16 protein-coding genes are annotated in these 15,617 nt (G+C 65.9%); 11 read left to right on the top strand and 5 right to left on the bottom strand.

The features are described 5' to 3' along the window. Positions 1-61: 61 nt before the first annotated feature. Entirely contained in the window at positions 62-538 is a 477-nt protein-coding gene (locus GJV37_RS00550; RefSeq protein WP_193452078.1) for a WbuC family cupin fold metalloprotein, read from the bottom strand. A gap of 2 nt (positions 539-540) precedes the next feature. Further along, a complete protein-coding gene (locus tag GJV37_RS00545; protein ID WP_017519718.1) occupies positions 541-1,098 on the bottom strand; it encodes a hypoxanthine-guanine phosphoribosyltransferase in 558 nt (185 codons plus the stop codon). Between the two features lie 155 nt (positions 1,099-1,253). Here GJV37_RS00545 and upp point away from each other — a divergent pair, with 155 nt between their 5' ends. From upp to gpgF, 3 genes are all read left to right on the top strand, one after another. Continuing rightward, complete coding sequence (gene upp / locus GJV37_RS00540) at positions 1,254-1,892, top strand: uracil phosphoribosyltransferase (protein WP_054908629.1); 639 nt, start codon at positions 1,254-1,256, stop codon at positions 1,890-1,892. A 3-nt stretch (positions 1,893-1,895) separates the two neighbouring features. Next, positions 1,896-3,188 carry a uracil-xanthine permease family protein gene (locus GJV37_RS00535; protein WP_024762641.1) on the top strand — a complete coding sequence of 431 codons (1,293 nt, stop codon included), beginning with the start codon at positions 1,896-1,898 and terminating at the stop codon, positions 3,186-3,188. Between the two features lie 162 nt (positions 3,189-3,350). Further along, positions 3,351-4,349, top strand: a complete 999-nt coding sequence (gene gpgF, locus GJV37_RS00530) for a glucosaminyl phosphatidylglycerol flippase (protein ID WP_024762640.1) — start codon at positions 3,351-3,353, stop codon at positions 4,347-4,349. A 3-nt stretch (positions 4,350-4,352) separates the two neighbouring features. Here the strand turns inward: gpgF and GJV37_RS00525 are convergent, their stop codons facing one another. Together GJV37_RS00525 and purU are read right to left on the bottom strand one after the other, a co-directional pair. Further along, positions 4,353-4,532, bottom strand: a complete 180-nt coding sequence (locus GJV37_RS00525) for a hypothetical protein (protein ID WP_193452077.1) — start codon at positions 4,530-4,532, stop codon at positions 4,353-4,355. An 86-nt stretch (positions 4,533-4,618) separates the two neighbouring features. Continuing rightward, complete coding sequence (gene purU / locus GJV37_RS00520; protein WP_017519713.1) at positions 4,619-5,470, bottom strand: formyltetrahydrofolate deformylase; 852 nt, start codon at positions 5,468-5,470, stop codon at positions 4,619-4,621. Between the two features lie 258 nt (positions 5,471-5,728). Here purU and mvaT point away from each other — a divergent pair, with 258 nt between their 5' ends. Further along, on the top strand, positions 5,729-6,103 hold the full coding sequence (gene mvaT / locus GJV37_RS00515; protein ID WP_024762638.1) for a histone-like nucleoid-structuring protein MvaT: 375 nt from the start codon (positions 5,729-5,731) through the stop codon (positions 6,101-6,103). A 69-nt stretch (positions 6,104-6,172) separates the two neighbouring features. Here the strand turns inward: mvaT and sbcB are convergent, their stop codons facing one another. Continuing rightward, positions 6,173-7,603, bottom strand: coding sequence for an exodeoxyribonuclease I (gene sbcB, locus GJV37_RS00510; RefSeq protein WP_170859775.1), 1,431 nt, complete (start codon positions 7,601-7,603; stop codon positions 6,173-6,175). A gap of 142 nt (positions 7,604-7,745) precedes the next feature. Here sbcB and GJV37_RS00505 point away from each other — a divergent pair, with 142 nt between their 5' ends. From GJV37_RS00505 to GJV37_RS00475, 7 genes are all read left to right on the top strand, one after another. Beyond that, positions 7,746-8,561: a DUF975 family protein gene (locus tag GJV37_RS00505; protein ID WP_065084458.1), complete on the top strand. Its 816-nt coding sequence runs from the start codon at positions 7,746-7,748 to the stop codon at positions 8,559-8,561. Positions 8,562-8,648: 87 nt separating this feature from the next. Then, the gene (locus tag GJV37_RS00500) at positions 8,649-9,386 is read left to right on the top strand and encodes an RDD family protein (RefSeq protein ID WP_037006563.1); all 738 of its coding nucleotides are present in this window, start codon (positions 8,649-8,651) and stop codon (positions 9,384-9,386) included. Continuing rightward, the gene (locus GJV37_RS00495) at positions 9,383-10,369 is read left to right on the top strand and encodes a stage II sporulation protein M (protein WP_024762635.1); all 987 of its coding nucleotides are present in this window, start codon (positions 9,383-9,385) and stop codon (positions 10,367-10,369) included. Before GJV37_RS00500 ends, GJV37_RS00495 begins: the two co-directional genes overlap by 4 nt. Next, positions 10,356-11,951, top strand: coding sequence for a DUF4129 domain-containing protein (locus tag GJV37_RS00490; protein WP_193452076.1), 1,596 nt, complete (start codon positions 10,356-10,358; stop codon positions 11,949-11,951). Before GJV37_RS00495 ends, GJV37_RS00490 begins: the two co-directional genes overlap by 14 nt. Beyond that, complete coding sequence (locus GJV37_RS00485) at positions 11,948-13,237, top strand: DUF4350 domain-containing protein (protein WP_193452075.1); 1,290 nt, start codon at positions 11,948-11,950, stop codon at positions 13,235-13,237. The genes GJV37_RS00490 and GJV37_RS00485 overlap by 4 nt, the downstream gene beginning before the upstream one ends. Further along, entirely contained in the window at positions 13,234-14,244 is a 1,011-nt protein-coding gene (locus tag GJV37_RS00480) for an AAA family ATPase (RefSeq protein ID WP_038803565.1), read from the top strand. The genes GJV37_RS00485 and GJV37_RS00480 overlap by 4 nt, the downstream gene beginning before the upstream one ends. After that, on the top strand, positions 14,241-15,569 hold the full coding sequence (locus GJV37_RS00475) for a DUF58 domain-containing protein (RefSeq protein ID WP_193452074.1): 1,329 nt from the start codon (positions 14,241-14,243) through the stop codon (positions 15,567-15,569). The genes GJV37_RS00480 and GJV37_RS00475 overlap by 4 nt, the downstream gene beginning before the upstream one ends. The last annotated feature ends 48 nt before the right edge of the window (positions 15,570-15,617 follow it).

Here is a 15,617-nt window from a genome sequence, read left to right as displayed (position 1 = left end):
GAGCGCTTACCCATGCATACATCGATACTGCTCGATGCATGCCCTTGCGCAGGAACGCAATTCAGAGTGGGAACTGAGAACGCATCCACGCCAGGTATTCAGTCGCACCCGCCTCGCCCTCGCGCGGCGCCCACTGCCCGCGCTCGTCCTCGCCCAGCGGCACGAAGGGGCCAGCCTTGGCTTCGAACATGATGCTGTCCGGCTCCAGCGCGACGATGGCGTGGAAGGTGCCCGGCGGCAGGTCTGCGCCGACGCACTCGCCGCCCGCGCGCAGTTCGCGAGTGGTCAATAGCTCACCGGAGTCGGAGAAGATCAGCAGGCCCAGAGCGCCCTTCACCACCAGCAGGCTTTCGGCCTTGTCCGGGTGGCGATGGCAATGCGGCGGGATGTAGCTGTCGGGCTGCAGTGCATTGAACAGGCGATGGCAGGGCTCGGTCTGCTCATGGAAGTTGTGGTTCTGCCGGCGCCGGGGGCTGGCGGCGGCACGGGCCGCAACCTCGTCGAACAGCGCGCTGTCGAGGAAACGCGGCCCGCTCATCGTCAGAGGCCCTTGACGGCGAAGATGCCGGCGGCGTTGCGCCAGTAGCCCTTGTAGTCCATGCCGTAGCCGAAGATGTAGCGGTCGATGCAGGACAGGCCCACGTAGTCGGCCTTCAGGTCCGGGCGGGCCTTGCGGTCGTGGTCCTTGTCGATCAGCACGGCGGTGTGCACGCGCTTGGCGCCGGCGTGCTTGCAGAAGTCCATGATCGCCGAGAGGGTGTGCCCTTCGTCGAGGATGTCGTCGATGATCAGCACTTCGCGGTCGATGAAGGAAATTTCCGGCTTGGCCTTCCAGAATAGCTCGCCACCGGTGGTCTCGTTGCGGTAACGGGTCGCATGCAGGTAGGAGGCTTCCAGCGGGAAATTCAGCAGCGGGAGCAGCTTGCCGGAGAAGATCAGGCCGCCGTTCATCACGCAGAACACCACCGGGTTGGTGTCGGCCAGCGAGCCGTTGATGGCCTCGGCCACACGGGCGATGGCGGCCTCTACCTCGGCGTTGGTGTACAGGCAGTCGGCTTCGGCCATGACTTGGCGGATGTGCGCGAGATCGACGGACATGGGGGTTCTCCCGTGAAAAAGTGCGCAAAGGTACCTATCGGCGTGCCACGGAGCAAGGGTCAGCGGACGAATGTCGCCGACAATCGTGGCCCAAGGTAGCTAGGATGCATTACGCTACCGCAATTTTTTTGCCAGCCCGTCCGGAGAACCCGTCCATGCCCGTACTCGAGATTCGCCATCCCCTGATCCGCCACAAGATCGGACTGATGCGCCGTCACGATATCAGTACCAAGAATTTCCGCGAGCTGGCCCAGGAAGTGGGCGCCCTGCTGACCTACGAGGCGACCAAGGACCTGCCGCTGGAGAACTACGAGATCGAAGGCTGGGCCGGCCCGGTGCTGGTCGAGAAGATCGCCGGCAAGAAGATCACCGTGGTGCCGATCCTGCGCGCCGGCATCGGCATGCTCGACGGCGTGCTCAGCCTGATTCCGGGCGCCAAGGTCAGCGCCGTAGGCGTGGCGCGCAACGAGGAAACCCTCGAAGCGCACACCTACCTGGAAAAGCTCGCGCCGGACATCGCCGAGCGCCGTTCGCTGATCATCGACCCGATGCTGGCCACCGGCGGCTCCATGGTTGCCACCATCAACCTGCTCAAGAAAGCCGGCAGCAAGGACATCCGCGCCATGGTGCTGGTCGCCGCGCCGGAAGGGATCAAGGCAGTCAACGATGCGCATCCGGACGTGCTCATCTACACCGCCTCCATCGACCAGTGCCTGAACGAGAACGGCTACATCATGCCGGGCCTGGGCGATGCCGGTGACAAGATCTTCGGCACCAAGCAGAAGGAAACCTGATTCATGGCCGATGAATTCAACGAACCGCTGTGGCGCCAGATCATCTCTGGCGCGCAGATGCTCTTCGTGGCCTTCGGCGCGCTGGTGCTGATGCCGCTGATTACCGGGCTCGACCCGAACGTCGCGCTGTTCACCGCCGGCTTCGGCACCCTGATGTTCCAGATCGTCACCGGTCGTCAGGTGCCGGTGTTCCTGGCGTCGAGCTTCGCCTTCATCACCCCGATCATCCTCGCCAAGGGCCAGTTCGGCCTGGCCGCGACCATGGGCGGCGTGGTGGCGGCAGGCTTCGTCTACACCTTCCTGGGCCTCGCGGTGAAGGTCAAAGGCACTGGATTCATCGACCGCCTGCTGCCGCCGGTGGTCATCGGCCCGGTGATCATCTCCATCGGCCTGGCCATGGCTCCCATCGCCGCCAACATGGCCATGGGCAAGGCGGGTGACGGCACCGAGCTGATCCCCTACAAGACCGCCATGTTCATCTCCATGCCGGCGCTGCTGACCACCCTGATCGTCGCGGTGTTCGGCAAGGGCATGCTGCGCCTGGTGCCGATCATCGCCGGCGTGCTGGTGGGCTATGGCCTGTCCTTCGCCTTCGGCGTGGTCGACGTGGCGAAGATCGTCGCCGCACCCTGGCTGGAACTGCCGAAGTTCACCGCACCGGAATTCAACTGGCAGGCCATCCTGTTCATCGTTCCGGTGGCGCTGGCCCCGGCCATCGAACACATCGGCGGCGTCATCGCCGTGGGCGGCGTGACCGGCAAGAACTACCTCAAGACCCCGGGCCTGCACCGCACCCTGCTGGGCGACGGCATCGCCACCTCCACCGCCGGCCTGTTCGGCGGCCCGCCCAACACCACCTACGCGGAAGTGACCGGCGCGGTGATGCTGACCAAGAACTACAACCCGAAGATCATGACCTGGGCGGCGGTATTCGCCATCGGTCTGGCCTTTATCGGCAAGTTCGGCGCCATCCTGCAGAGCATCCCGGTACCGGTGATGGGCGGCATTCTCTGCCTGCTGTTCGGCACCATCGCCTCGGTGGGCATGAACACCCTGATCCGCCACAAGGTCGACCTGTCCCAGGCGCGCAACCTGTGCATCGTCTCGGTCACCCTGGTGTTCGGCATCGGCGGCGTGCTGATCGGCACCGGCACCGGTCCGGACGACTTCGGCCTGAAGGGCATCGCCCTGTGCGCCATCGTCGCGATCCTGCTGAACCTGATCCTGCCGGGTGAAGAAGGCTGGGAGAACAAGGCGCTGGAACAAGGCGCCGACGACGGAAAATCCGCCGAGTGATTGGTAAGGGCGCCGACTGAGCGCGGCGCCTTGCCCAGGTAAAGTTCGGCGAACGCAGCATGCCGTTGACGGTCCATTCAGCATGACAGTTCGATTCCGACAGGAGCCTCTGGTTATCCACTCCGCCTCGCTCCTGCCCCTCCCGCCGCCGAAGGTGCGCCCGTGAGCCGTGCCTGGTGGCTGCTGCTCGGCCTGATCGGCGCCTCGCTGATCCCACTCGCCCTCGGCGGCCGGGAAATGCTCGATCACGTCCTCGCCTTCCCTCTCGACAAGCTGCTGATCATGTTCGGCATGATCTGCCTGTGCTGGCTGATCAACGCGCAGAAGCTGCGCGTGCTGCTCAATGGCCGCGCGGGGGAGATCGGCAAGGTGCGCTCGGTGGGCATCATCATGGCCTCGGAGTTCGCTTTCTATGCGACCCCCGGCGGCACCGGCGGCCCGCTGACGCTGATGGCATTACTCGCGCGCCACGGTATGCGCCCGGCCCACAGCAGCGCGATCTTCGCCGTGGACCAGTTGAGCGACCTGCTGTTCTTCCTCTGCGCGCTGGCGGCGGTGCTGGTCTGGGCGCTGTCCCACAGCGTCAGCCCGAACCTGGAAACCTCGCTGATCACCAGCGGCGTGCTGCTGGGCGGAATCTTCTTCGGCGTGGTACTGCTGGCGCGTTTCCAGCGCCGGGTGATCAAGGCCAACGGCCGGCTGTTCCAGCGCCTGGGAATGAAGCCGCGCACACGCCTGCACTGGGCGCGCAAGGCGCTGCACTTCCGCGACACCCTGGTCAGCTGCCTGCGCCAACCCAAGCGCCGGCTGGCACTGATCTTCTTCTTCACCTGCTGCCACTGGATCCTGCGCTTCTCGGTGCTCTACATCACCCTCAAGGCGCTGGGCGTGGACCTGCACTGGGCCTGGGCCTTCCTGATCCAGCTGCTGTCGCTGGCGGCGGGCCTGGCCACGCTGCTGCCCGGTGGCGCGGGTGGTACCGAGCTGACCAGCGCCGCGCTGCTCGCCCCGCTGGTGGGCAAATCCACGGCGGCCGCGGCCATCCTGATCTGGCGCGTGGTGACCTACTACTTCTACCTGGTGATGGGCGCGCCGGTGTTCGCCCTCATGGCGGGGCGTCCGCTGCTGCGCAAGCTGATAGGGATGCGCGAACGCGCCTGAAGCTCAGCCGCTGGCGGGCTTGTCTTGCTTCTGCTCAGGCTTGAGCGAATCCCAGAGCTCGGCGGCGCCGGGAAACTCGGTGCCGTCCTCTTCGCTCAGCGCGTCGGGATCGTAGCGGCTGGTGCAACCTTCGCCCAGGGTGGGCGGTGGGATGGCGATGCCGGGGTTCTTCGGGTCGCTCATGGCGGCGTCTCCGTTGGGCGCAGCGCCCGCCGTTGGTGGACGGCGAGCGCATGCGGAGTACCCAGTCTGGAACGAGACCGCGTGGATCAGTCGAACACCACGGTCTTGTTGTCGTGCACCAGCACGCGGTCTTCCAGGTGGTAGCGCAGGCCGCGGGCCAGCACCAGCTTCTCGACGTCCTTGCCCAGGCGCACCAGGTCCTCGATGTTGTCGCGGTGGCTGATCCGCACCACGTCCTGCTCGATGATCGGACCGGCGTCCAGCTCCTCGGTGACGTAGTGGCAGGTCGCGCCGATCAGCTTCACGCCGCGCAGCGAGGCCTGGTGGTACGGCTTGGCGCCGACGAAGGACGGCAGGAAGCTATGATGGATGTTGATCACCTGGTGGCGATACTTCTGGCACAGGTCCGGCGGCAGGATCTGCATGTAGCGCGCCAGCACCACGTTATCGGCCTGGTGTTCGTCGATCAGGCGCGAGACCTGCTCGAAGGCCGGCTGCTTGTTCTTCGGGTCCACCGGGACGTGGAAGTAAGGAATGCCATGCCATTCCACCATGCTGCGCAGGTCATCGTGGTTGGCGATCACGCAGGGAATCTCGCAGTCCAGCTCGCCGCTGTGCCAGCGGTGCAGCAGGTCGGCCAGGCAATGCGATTCGCGGCTGGCCATCAGCACGACGCGCTTCTTCACCGAGGAGTCGGTGATCCGCCACTCCATGGAGAACTCGCGGGCGATGGGGGCGAAGGCCTGGCGGAAACCGTCGATATCGAACGGCAGGGAGTCGGCACGAATCTCATGCCGCATGAAGAACCAGCCGTTGTCGTTGTCGGAATGGTGACTGGCCTCGGTGATCCAGCCGTTGTAAGTGGCCAGGAAATTACTCACCTTGGCGACGATGCCGACCCCGTCGGGGCAGGCGATCACCAGTCGGAAAGTGCGCATGGGTGTACTCCAGATACATCGCGAAGGCCGCCATTCTAGCGGCTGCCGGGGAAAAGATCAGCCATTGCCGCAGTGCGCCGACGAGAGCCAGTTCGGTGCATTGCGAGTGCATCGATTAATTACCAGAGAATAAATTAGTTAAATAAGTCGACAATTAACGACAAAACTTTCCACAAGCATTTACTTGAACAACTTCGCTGACTATTATGTCTGCTACAAACTATCCGCCACCGCTGGACCCAGAACAAGGTACCCAACATGTCGCTGATCAACGAGTACCGCGCTACCGAAGAAGCCATCAAGGAACTTCAGGAGCGCCTGAAATCCCTGGAGCAGGACGACAAGCTGAAGAAAGAGCTTGAGTTCGAAGAGAAACTTCGCGCGCTGATGGCCAGCTATGGCAAGTCCCTGCGTGACGTCATCGCCCTGCTCGATCCGGACGCGAAGCTGAGCAAATCGCCGCGCACCGCAAAAGCCACCGTCGCCAAGCGCGCGCGCAAGGTCAAGCAATACAAGAACCCGCACACCGGTGAAGTCATCGAGACCAAGGGCGGCAACCACAAGACCCTCAAGGAATGGAAAGCCAAGTGGGGCGCCGAAGCCGTGGAAGGCTGGGCCACACTGCTGGGCTGAGCCTTGCGGAGATGAAAAACGCCAGCTTCGCGCTGGCGTTTTTTATTGCCTGCCGAAAAGTGCGCGGCGCTACAGGCGATAGCGCGCGCGCAACACCTGCGCATACTTCTCCCACTCTTCCAGCACCAAACGGCCGGCCGGCGTGGCATTGACCAGCTGTTCGCTCATTGCCGCGGCAAAGTTATCCAGAGTATTCGGTGCGCCGTATTCGGCCTGACTCAGGCGCGCGCGGCAGAAGTCCTGCCATTGTTGCTGTTGTGTGGCGCTCAAAGTTTCCGGGAAATTGCGTGCCCGATAACGGAAGAGAAGTTCGGGAAGTCGCGCATCATCGAATGGCCATTGTTCTTTCGCCAGCCGCGCGGGATCAGCCTGACGCACCTGTTCGCACAATCGGCGATCACGGTCACCAATAAAGCCGTCATACAACTGCTGCTCGGGATCTTCGCTGCCGGCGAAACTTTCCTCGGCATACAAGGGCGCCAGTTTGTCCTGCCAGATCGCTTTCGCCTGGGTCAGGGTTTGCCCAGCGGCCAGGCAGGCATCGAGATCCACGCCGATGCGCTCGCGATCCTGCGGACGCAGCACGGACAACGGCGCCACCACCGGGCAGCGGTTGATGTGCAGCAGTTTCAGCGGCACCGGCAACTCGCCTTCGGCCAACTCATCACGGCGCGTATAGAGGCGCTTGCGCAACGATTCCGCATCGAGCTCCAGCAACGGCGAAACATCCACGCCCAGGTCGCAGACGATCAGCGCGTTGCGGTTGCGTGGATGCCATCCCAACGGCAGCACCACGGACAGGTAGTGCCGCGCCGCGGAGAACATGCCGGAGATGTGCACCATCGGTTGCAGCACACGAACCTGATCCAGCACGCCCTGCTTGCCGCGCAGGCGATAGAGGTAGTCATAGAGTTTCGGCTGGCGGTCGCGCACCAGCCGGGCCAGGGCAATGGTGGCGCGCACGTCGGACAGCGCGTCGTGCGCCTGCCCATGGTCGATCCCGTTGGCCGCGGTGAGGCGTTCCAGCTTGAGGCTGACGGCGCCATCCTGTTCCGGCCAGACGATGCCCTCCGGGCGCAGCGCGTAGGCGGTGCGCACCATGTCGATCAGGTCCCAGCGGCTGTTGCCACCCTGCCACTCGCGGGCGTAGGGATCGAAGAAGTTGCGGTACAGGCTGTAGCGCGTGACCTCGTCATCGAAACGCAGGGTGTTGTAGCCGGCCACGCAGGTGCCCGGCTGCGCCAGTTCGGCGTACAGGCGGGTCATGAATTCGGCTTCGCCCAGACCGCGCTCCTCCAGGCGGTCCGGGGTGATACCGGTGACCAGGCAGGCGGCCGGATGCGGGAGGATGTCATCACTGGGCCGGCAGTAGAGGTTCAGCGATTCACCGACCTCGTTGAGGTCCTCGTCCGTGCGAATGCCGGCCACCTGCAGCGGACGGTCGCGGCGCGGGTCGATGCCGGTGGTTTCGTAGTCGTACCAGAAGATGCTGGCGTTCATCGTTTTTCCTTGCCTGCAAGCGAGTGCGTCGCAGTCTAACAGTGCTGCCGACCACACTTCCAAAACGCCTCGCTGGCACCTAGCCAGCCCGCGCCTTTATGATGGCCGTCGCAAGGACACCCCACTGGAAAGGACTTTCCTCATGCAAGACCTCGCAGCACAAAATCCCTACAGCGCTCCACTGAGCAACCTCGAACCGGGCGCAGCCCAGGGCGCCGTGCCCTCCGTCGCCGAGGCGCTGAGCCGCGGCTACAACTTCAGCATCAACGAACTGCTGGGCGAATCCTGGCGCCGCACCAAAGGCACCAAGGGGCTGATCATTGGCGGCTTCGTGGTCTTCTATGCGGCGATCTTCGCCCTGGTCAACCTGCTCAGCCTGTTCCTCACCGTGGTCGGCGTCGCCGGCATCGCCGGGATGGGCCTGCTCGGCGATAGCGAAGCCGCCGGCGGCATGGCGGTCGGTGCGCTGGTGGCCTTCTTCATCGGCTCCATCGTCCTGAGCTTCGTCGCCACCGCCGTGTGCTACCCGCTGCTGGCGGGCGTGAACATGCTCGGTATCCGCCGCGCCGCCGACCAACCGCTGCGCTTCAACGAAGTCTTCAGCCACTTCGGCCGCACCTTCCAGGTGGTCGTCTGCGTGCTGCTCAGCACCCTCCTGATCTGCGTCGGCTACTTCCTCTTCGTGCTGCCGGGCATCTACCTGAGCATCGCCTACATGCTCGCCATCCCGCTGGTGGTCGAGCGCGGCCTGTCGCCCTGGGCGGCGCTGGAAGCCTCGCGCAAGGCCATCAGCCAGCACTGGTTCAAGGTCTTCGGCCTGCTGCTGGTGTTCGGCCTGCTGTTCATGCTCAGCACCCTGACCCTGGGTATCGCGCTGATCTGGGTGATGCCGTGGCTGATCGTCGCCATCGGCGTGCTGTATCGCACCATCTTCGGTGTGCTGCCACCGGCCAAGTGATCAATCCGGCCTGAGCCCGCCAGCGTGGTTGCCTCGCCGCACCGCGCTGGCTAGCATCTGGCTCTCAGTCATCGACAGCGGTTTCCCTTGAGCCCAGCAGACCTTTCATCCCAAGCGTCTTCCCACGCCCCCGTCCTGGACACCCGCTACCACGTGGAGACTCCGGAAGGCATCGATCTGCTGCTGCGTCCCGCCGGTGTCGTCCCCCGCGCCCTCGCCTACCTGATCGACCTGGGTATCCGCATCCTGCTGATGCTGGCGCTGTTCATGCTGCTGGCCTTCCTCGGCGAACTGGGCACCGGCCTCGGGCTGATCCTCACCTTCGTCATGACCTGGTGGTACATGGTGCTGTTCGAAGTGCTCAACCAGGGCCGCTCGCCCGGCAAGCAGATGATGGGCCTGCGCGTGGTACACGACGACGGCACGCCAATCGGCTGGTCCGCCTCACTGCTGCGCAACCTGCTGCGCTTCGCCGATATCCTGCCGTTCGCCTACACGCTCGGGCTGCTCAGCTGCCTGTCCAACTCCGCCTTCAAGCGCCTGGGGGATCTCGCCGCCGGCACCCTGGTGATCTACCGCGACCCGCCGCCAAGCCGCCCGCAGGTGTCAGAGGCTGCGCCCGAACTGGCGCCCTGGCCGCTGAAGCTGGAAGAGCAACGCGCACTGATGAGCTTTGCCGAACGCGGCACGCAACTCTCCGCCGCCCGCCGCGAGGAACTGGCCGGCATTCTGGCGCAACCGCTGGGCATCGCCCCGGAACAGGCGGAGGCCCGCCTGAATCGCATCGCCAGCGGCCTGCTCGGTAACGGGACGGGCCACCCATGAAGCAGGCCTTCTTCGAACAACGCCACCAGGGCAGCTGGAAACGCTTCGCCAAGCGCCTGGAACAACTGGAAAGCGGCAAGCGCCAGGAACCGAGCGAGAAGCCCGAAGAATTCGCCGCCGATTACCGGCGTATCTGCCAGCAGCTCGCCCTGGCCCAGGAGCGCGGCTACAGCAGCCACCTGATCGACCAGTTGCAGCAGCTCGCCATGCGTGGCCACCAGCAGTTCTATCGGCACCGCAGCCATCTGGGTGCGCGCATCCTCGGTTTCCTGGTCGCCGGCTTTCCGCGCCTGGTGCGCGAGGAGTGGCGCTGCATCGCCATCGCCAGCCTGCTGTTCTACGGCAGCCTGCTGCTGATGGGCGTGCTCGTCTACCACTTCCCCGACCTGGTCTACAGCGTCATGGCACCGGAGCGAGTGGCCGAGATGGAGTCGATGTACTCGCCGGACACCACGCGCCTGGGCCCCATGAGCACGCGCGACGCCGGCGATGACTGGAAAATGTTCGGCCACTACATCATGAACAACATCGGCATCGCCTTTCAGACCTTTGCCAGCGGCCTGCTGTTCTGCGTCGGCAGCCTGTTCTTCCTGCTGTTCAACGGTCTGATCATCGGCACGGTGGCCGGCCACCTGACCCAGGTCGGCTACATCGAGACCTTCTGGTCCTTCGTCATTGGCCACGGCGCCTTCGAGCTGACCGCCATCACCTTCGCCGGCGGCGCTGGCCTCAAGCTCGGCTGGGCGCTGCTCGCCCCCGGCCGCCTGAGCCGCCTGGAAGCCCTGCGCCAGGCCGCCGCCCGCGCCGTGCAGTTGATCGGCGGGGTGATCCTGATGCTGCTGATCGCCGCTTTCGTCGAGGGCTACTGGTCCTCCGTCACGCATTTCTCCGCCACCGTGAAGTACATCGTCGGCGCCTGCCTGTGGCTGCTGGTGGGCAGCTACTTCCTCCTTGCCGGACGGAGGCGTCATGCGCCTGACTGACGCCAGCGTCGCCATTCGCCCGCGCAGTGCCTGGGAGGCACTGGACCTGGGCATTCTCCTGGCGCGCCGCCACGCCGGTGTGCTGATGGCCAGCTGGGCCATCGTCACGCTGCCGGTGTTCGTGCTGCTCTCCGTGCTGCTGTGGAACTACTCCAGCTGGGCGATACTGATCTTCTGGTGGCTCAAGCCCGCCTTCGAACGCCTGCCGCTGTACATCCTCTCGCGCTCGCTGTTCGGCGACACGCCGACGCTCAAGGAAGCGCTCAGGGCCTTCCCCGGACTGCTCAAGTCACAGCTGCTGCCCAGCCTGCTTTGGCGACGGCTGAGCCCGACCCGCAGTTTCGACCTACCGGTGCTGCAGCTCGAAGGCCTCAAGGGCCAGGCTCGCAGCCAGCGCCTGGTCGTGCTCGGCCAGCGCAACGCGGGCGGGGCCACCTGGCTGACCATCGTCGGCATGCATTTCGAACTGGCGCTGTGGCTGGGCCTGACCACGCTGATGTACCTGATGCTGCCGAACCAGTGGGTGGAAGACTGGGAATGGAAGTCGCTGATCAGCGCCGCCGAAGGCGACTGGGTGTGGCTCGAACACATCAGCAACCTGGTCTACGCCCTGCTGCTGATTGTCTGGGAGCCGGTATATGTCGCCTGCGGCTTCACCCTCTACCTCAACCGCCGCACCGAGCTGGAAGCCTGGGACATCGAACTGGTGTTCCGTCGCCTGCGCCAGCGCCTGATCGGCAGCGCCTATGCCCTCCTGCTGGTGGTGGCCGGCGCCTTCGCGCTACTGCCGGCCCATGACGCGCTGGCGGCCGGCGCGGAAGCCGGCGGCAAGGCCAGCCAGAGTTGCCCGTTGCCCGACCAGAACCCCGACGGCCCGCAGGGTGCGCGGCTGACCCAACAGAAACTCAACAGCGAGGACTCGCGCAGCGCTGCGGAAAGGATCCTCGCTGCGCCGCCCTTCAAGAACAGCGAGAAGGTCACCGGCTGGCGCCTGAGCGAAGACAAGAAAGAGGAAAAGCCGGCAGACCCGAATGACGCCAAACGCCTGAAGAGCTTCTTCGAGGCGCTGGAGAACTGGAAGGCCTTCAAGTTCGCCGCGCAGGGCATCGAGGTACTGCTCTGGGGCCTGCTGTTCACCGTCATCACCCTGGTCATCTGGCGTTATCGGCAATGGCTGCGGTTGTTCGTCGGGCGCATCGGCCTGCCGCAGGCGCCGCGCCGAGAAGCCCCCAGCGTGCTGTTCGGGCTGGACCTGGCGCCGGAAACCCTGCCCAGTGACGTCGCCAGCGAGGCCGAGCGCCTGTGGGACGAGCAACCACGCGCCGCCCTCGGCCTGCTCTATCGCGCCCTGCTCAGCCGCCTGCTGCACGATTTTCGCGTGCCCCTGCGCGAGTCCACCACCGAAGGGGAAGTCCTTATACGCGTGGCCGACCTCAACGACCCGCCGCTGGACAATTTCGCCCGCAGCCTGACCCAGCAGTGGCAGGCGCTCGCTTACGGGCACCGCCCGCCGCGGGCCGAACTCAAGCAGCAGCTGTGCGGCGAATGGCGCCACCTGTTCGGTAACGAGGTGCGGGCATGAAGCGCGGCAACCTCGCCCTGCTGGTACTGCTCGTCCTGCTGGTGCTCGGCGGCATCGGCTACTACCTGTACCGCAACCTCGAGCCCTACACCGAGACCGTCGAGCACGGCGCCTCCCCGGAGGCCCGCGCCAACCCCTACCTTGCCGCCGAGATGTACCTGCGTGGCCGCGGCATCCGCGTCACCACCGCCCGCGGCATGGAAGTGCTGGACCAGCTGCCGAGCAAGGGCCAGACCCTGATCCTGCTGGGCACCCGCGAGAACGTCACGCCGACGCAGAACGCCCGCCTGCTCGACTGGGCAAACCGCGGCGGCCACCTCATCGTCACCGCCGAAAGCCTGTGGGACGAGGATGAAGGCAAGAGTGGCGACCTGTTGCTGGATCAACTGGGCGTCCAGCAATTCCTCACGGCCGACCTGAAGGACAAGGAGGAGGAGAAATCCACTCAGTCCGACGAGCAGACTGCAGTCCCATCCGAGGACCGCGCGGACGACGATACCGGCAAGGCAGAAGTGGAGCACGAGCACCCGGACCAGGCCGCCGGCACTACCGACAAGGCCGATGCAGAAGCCGATCCCTACCCGAACCTGACCAAGCTCTACCTGGAGAACGAAAAGGCCCCGGCCTATATCGACTTCGACACCGACTATCACCTGTTCGATTCGAAGAACCTCGCCTACGCCTGGGCCAACAGCGCCGACTCCACCCATCTGCTGCAACTGCAGCGGGGCCAGGGCTTGATCACCGTGCTCACCGACAACTGGATCTGGCAGAACGGCGAACTCGACGCCTACGACAACGCCTGGCTGCTCTGGTACCTGGCCCAGGACAGCGCCGTTACCCTGGTCTACCGCGCCGACGGCACCAGCCTCATGACCCTGCTGATGCGCTATTTCCCGCAGGCACTGCTGGCTGCCGCCCTGTTGCTGGCACTGCTGCTCTGGCGCAATGGCCTGCGCCAGGGCCCGCAGCAGCCCAATCCGGACCGCAGCCGTCGGCAACTGGAAGAACACCTGCGCGCCGGCGCCGACTTCATCCTCCGCCAGCGCGGCCAGCTTGCCCTGCTGCAAGGCCTGCAACGAGATGTGATGCGCCGGGCGCGGCAGCGCCAGCCCGGCTTCGACCGCCTGCCGGTCGCCGAACAATGGCAAGCTCTGGGCCGCATGACGCGCATGTCGGTCAGCGCCATCAGCCAGGCCATGCGCCCCTATCCGCAACAGCGCATGGCCGTCGCCGAATTCACCCGCCAGGTCGCGCACCTGCAAAGCCTCAGGAATGCCCTATGAGCGAACAGACGCCTGAACCCTCCAGCACCACCGCACCCAATGCCGCCGCCCAGCGCCAGCGCGCCAGCCAGCTGGCCCAGGCGCTGCGCCACGAATTGCAGAAGGCCCTGATCGGCCAACAGGCCGTAATCGACGACGTGCTCACCGCCCTGCTCGCCGGCGGCCATGTGCTCATCGAAGGTGTGCCCGGCCTGGGCAAGACGCTGCTGGTGCGCGCCCTCGCCCGCTGCTTCGACGGCGGCTTCGCGCGCATCCAGTTCACCCCCGACCTGATGCCCAGCGACGTCACCGGCCACGCCGTGTACGACCTCGCCACCGAGCAGTTCAAGCTGCGCAAGGGACCGGTGTTCACCCACCTGCTGCTGGCCGACGAAATCAACCGCGCCCCGGCCAAGACCCAGGCCGCGCTGCTGGAAGTGATGCAGGAGCGCCAGGTCACCCTCGAAGGCCGCGCCCTGCCGGTGCCGCAGCCGTTCATGGTGCTGGCCACGCAGAACCCCATCGAGCAGGAAGGCACCTACCCGCTGCCCGAAGCCGAGCTCGACCGCTTCATGCTCAAGCTGCGCATCGACTATCCGCTGGAGGCCGAGGAACAGACCCTGGTGCGCCAGGTCACCCGCTCCGCGCGCAGCGACATGCTCGACGTGGCGCCCATGCGCGCCCTGCTCAAGGACAAGGACGTGCTGGCGCTGCAGAAGATCGCTGCCGACCTGCCCATCGACGACCAGGTGCTCGACTACGCCGTGCGCATCGCCCGCACCACCCGCAACTGGCCGGGCCTGGCACTGGGCGCCGGGCCACGTGCGTCCATCGCCCTGGTGCGCTGCGCCCGCGCCCGTGCCCTGCTGCGCAGCGGCGACTTCGTGATTCCGGACGACGTGAAAGGCAGCGCCCTGGCCGTGCTGCGCCATCGCGTGCGCCTGTCGCCGGAACTGGAGATCGAAGGCCTGTCGGTCGACCAGGTGCTGCAACAGCTGCTCGACCAGGTACCGGCGCCGCGCGTATGAAGCCATCGCGCGCGCTCCTCGCGCTGCTCGGTGTCCTGTTGGCGATCGCCATTGCCCTGGGCGCGGCCGAGGCGCTGGACTCCGGCTCGGCGCTGCTCGGCCGCCTCTGGTGGGGCGCGCTCTGCGCGCTGCTCCTGCTGGCGCTGGCCGATGCGCTCTGGCTGCGCCGCACGCCCTCGCCGGAGCTACGCCGCCAGCTGAGCGGCAACCTGCCGCTGGGCCGCTGGAGCGAGATACGCCTGCAGTTCCATCACCGCTACGCCCAGCCACAACGCGTCACGGTGTTCGACCACCTGCCGGCCGGCATGGAGTTCGAATACCTGCCGCAGACCGTGGAACTGCACCCCGGTGAACAGACTGAACTGGGCTACCGCGTGCGCCCGCTGTCCCGCGGGCATTTCGTCTTCCAGCGCTGCGAGATCGAGTTGTCCAGCCCACTGCGTCTGTGGAAGGGCCGGCGCTACCTGGAACAGCGCGACGAAACCCGCGTCTACCCGGACTTCGCCCGCCTCTACGGCGCCGAGCTGATGGCCGTGGACCACTGGCTCAACCGCATCGGCGTGCGCTCCGGGCAGCGGCGTGGCCTGGGCCTGGATTTCCACCAGTTGCGCGAGTTCCGCGACGGCGACACCCTGCGGCAGATCGACTGGAAGGCCACCGCACGCAAGCGCACGCCCATCGCCCGCGAATACCAGGACGAACGCGACCAGCAGATTCTCTTCCTGCTCGACTGCGGCCGGCGCATGCGCAGCCACGACGGCGACCTCTCGCACTTCGACCATTCGCTCAATGCCAGCCTGCTGCTGGCCTACGTCGCCCTGCGCCAGGGCGACGCCGTGGGCCTGATGACCTTCGCCGGCGATCAACCGCGCCACCTGCCGCCGGCCAAGGGCAGCGCCCAGCTCACCGCCCTGCTCAACAGCGTCTACGACCTGCGTAGCAGCCAGCGCCCGGCGGACTACCCGGCGGCCGTGCAAGCCGTGCTGACGCACCAGCGCCGCCGCGCGCTGGTGGTGATAGTGACCAACCTGCGCGACGAGGATGACGAGGAACTGGTGGCCGCGGCGAAGCGACTCGGACGCCAGCACCGTGTGCTCGTCGCGAGCCTGCGCGAGGAAGTGCTGGACCGCCTGCGCCAGGCGCCGGTGGAGGCTTTCGAGGAAGCCCTGGCGTACTGCGGTGCAGTGGATTACCTGAACGCCCGCGCCGGCCTGCACGAGAAGCTGGCAGCCCATGGCGTGCCGGTGCTCGACGCGCGGCCGAGCCAGCTGGGGCCGGAACTGATCAGCCGTTACCTGGGCTGGAAGAAGGCTGGCGCGCTGTAACAGCGCGCCACGACCGGACACCGACTCCCTGGCGTCCCACACCGAGCA

Origin of the sequence: Pseudomonas nitroreducens (assembly GCF_010994165.1) — a bacterium.
Taxonomy (GTDB): domain Bacteria; phylum Pseudomonadota; class Gammaproteobacteria; order Pseudomonadales; family Pseudomonadaceae; genus Pseudomonas; species Pseudomonas nitroreducens.
This window is presented reverse-complemented; position numbering and strand designations above follow the sequence as displayed.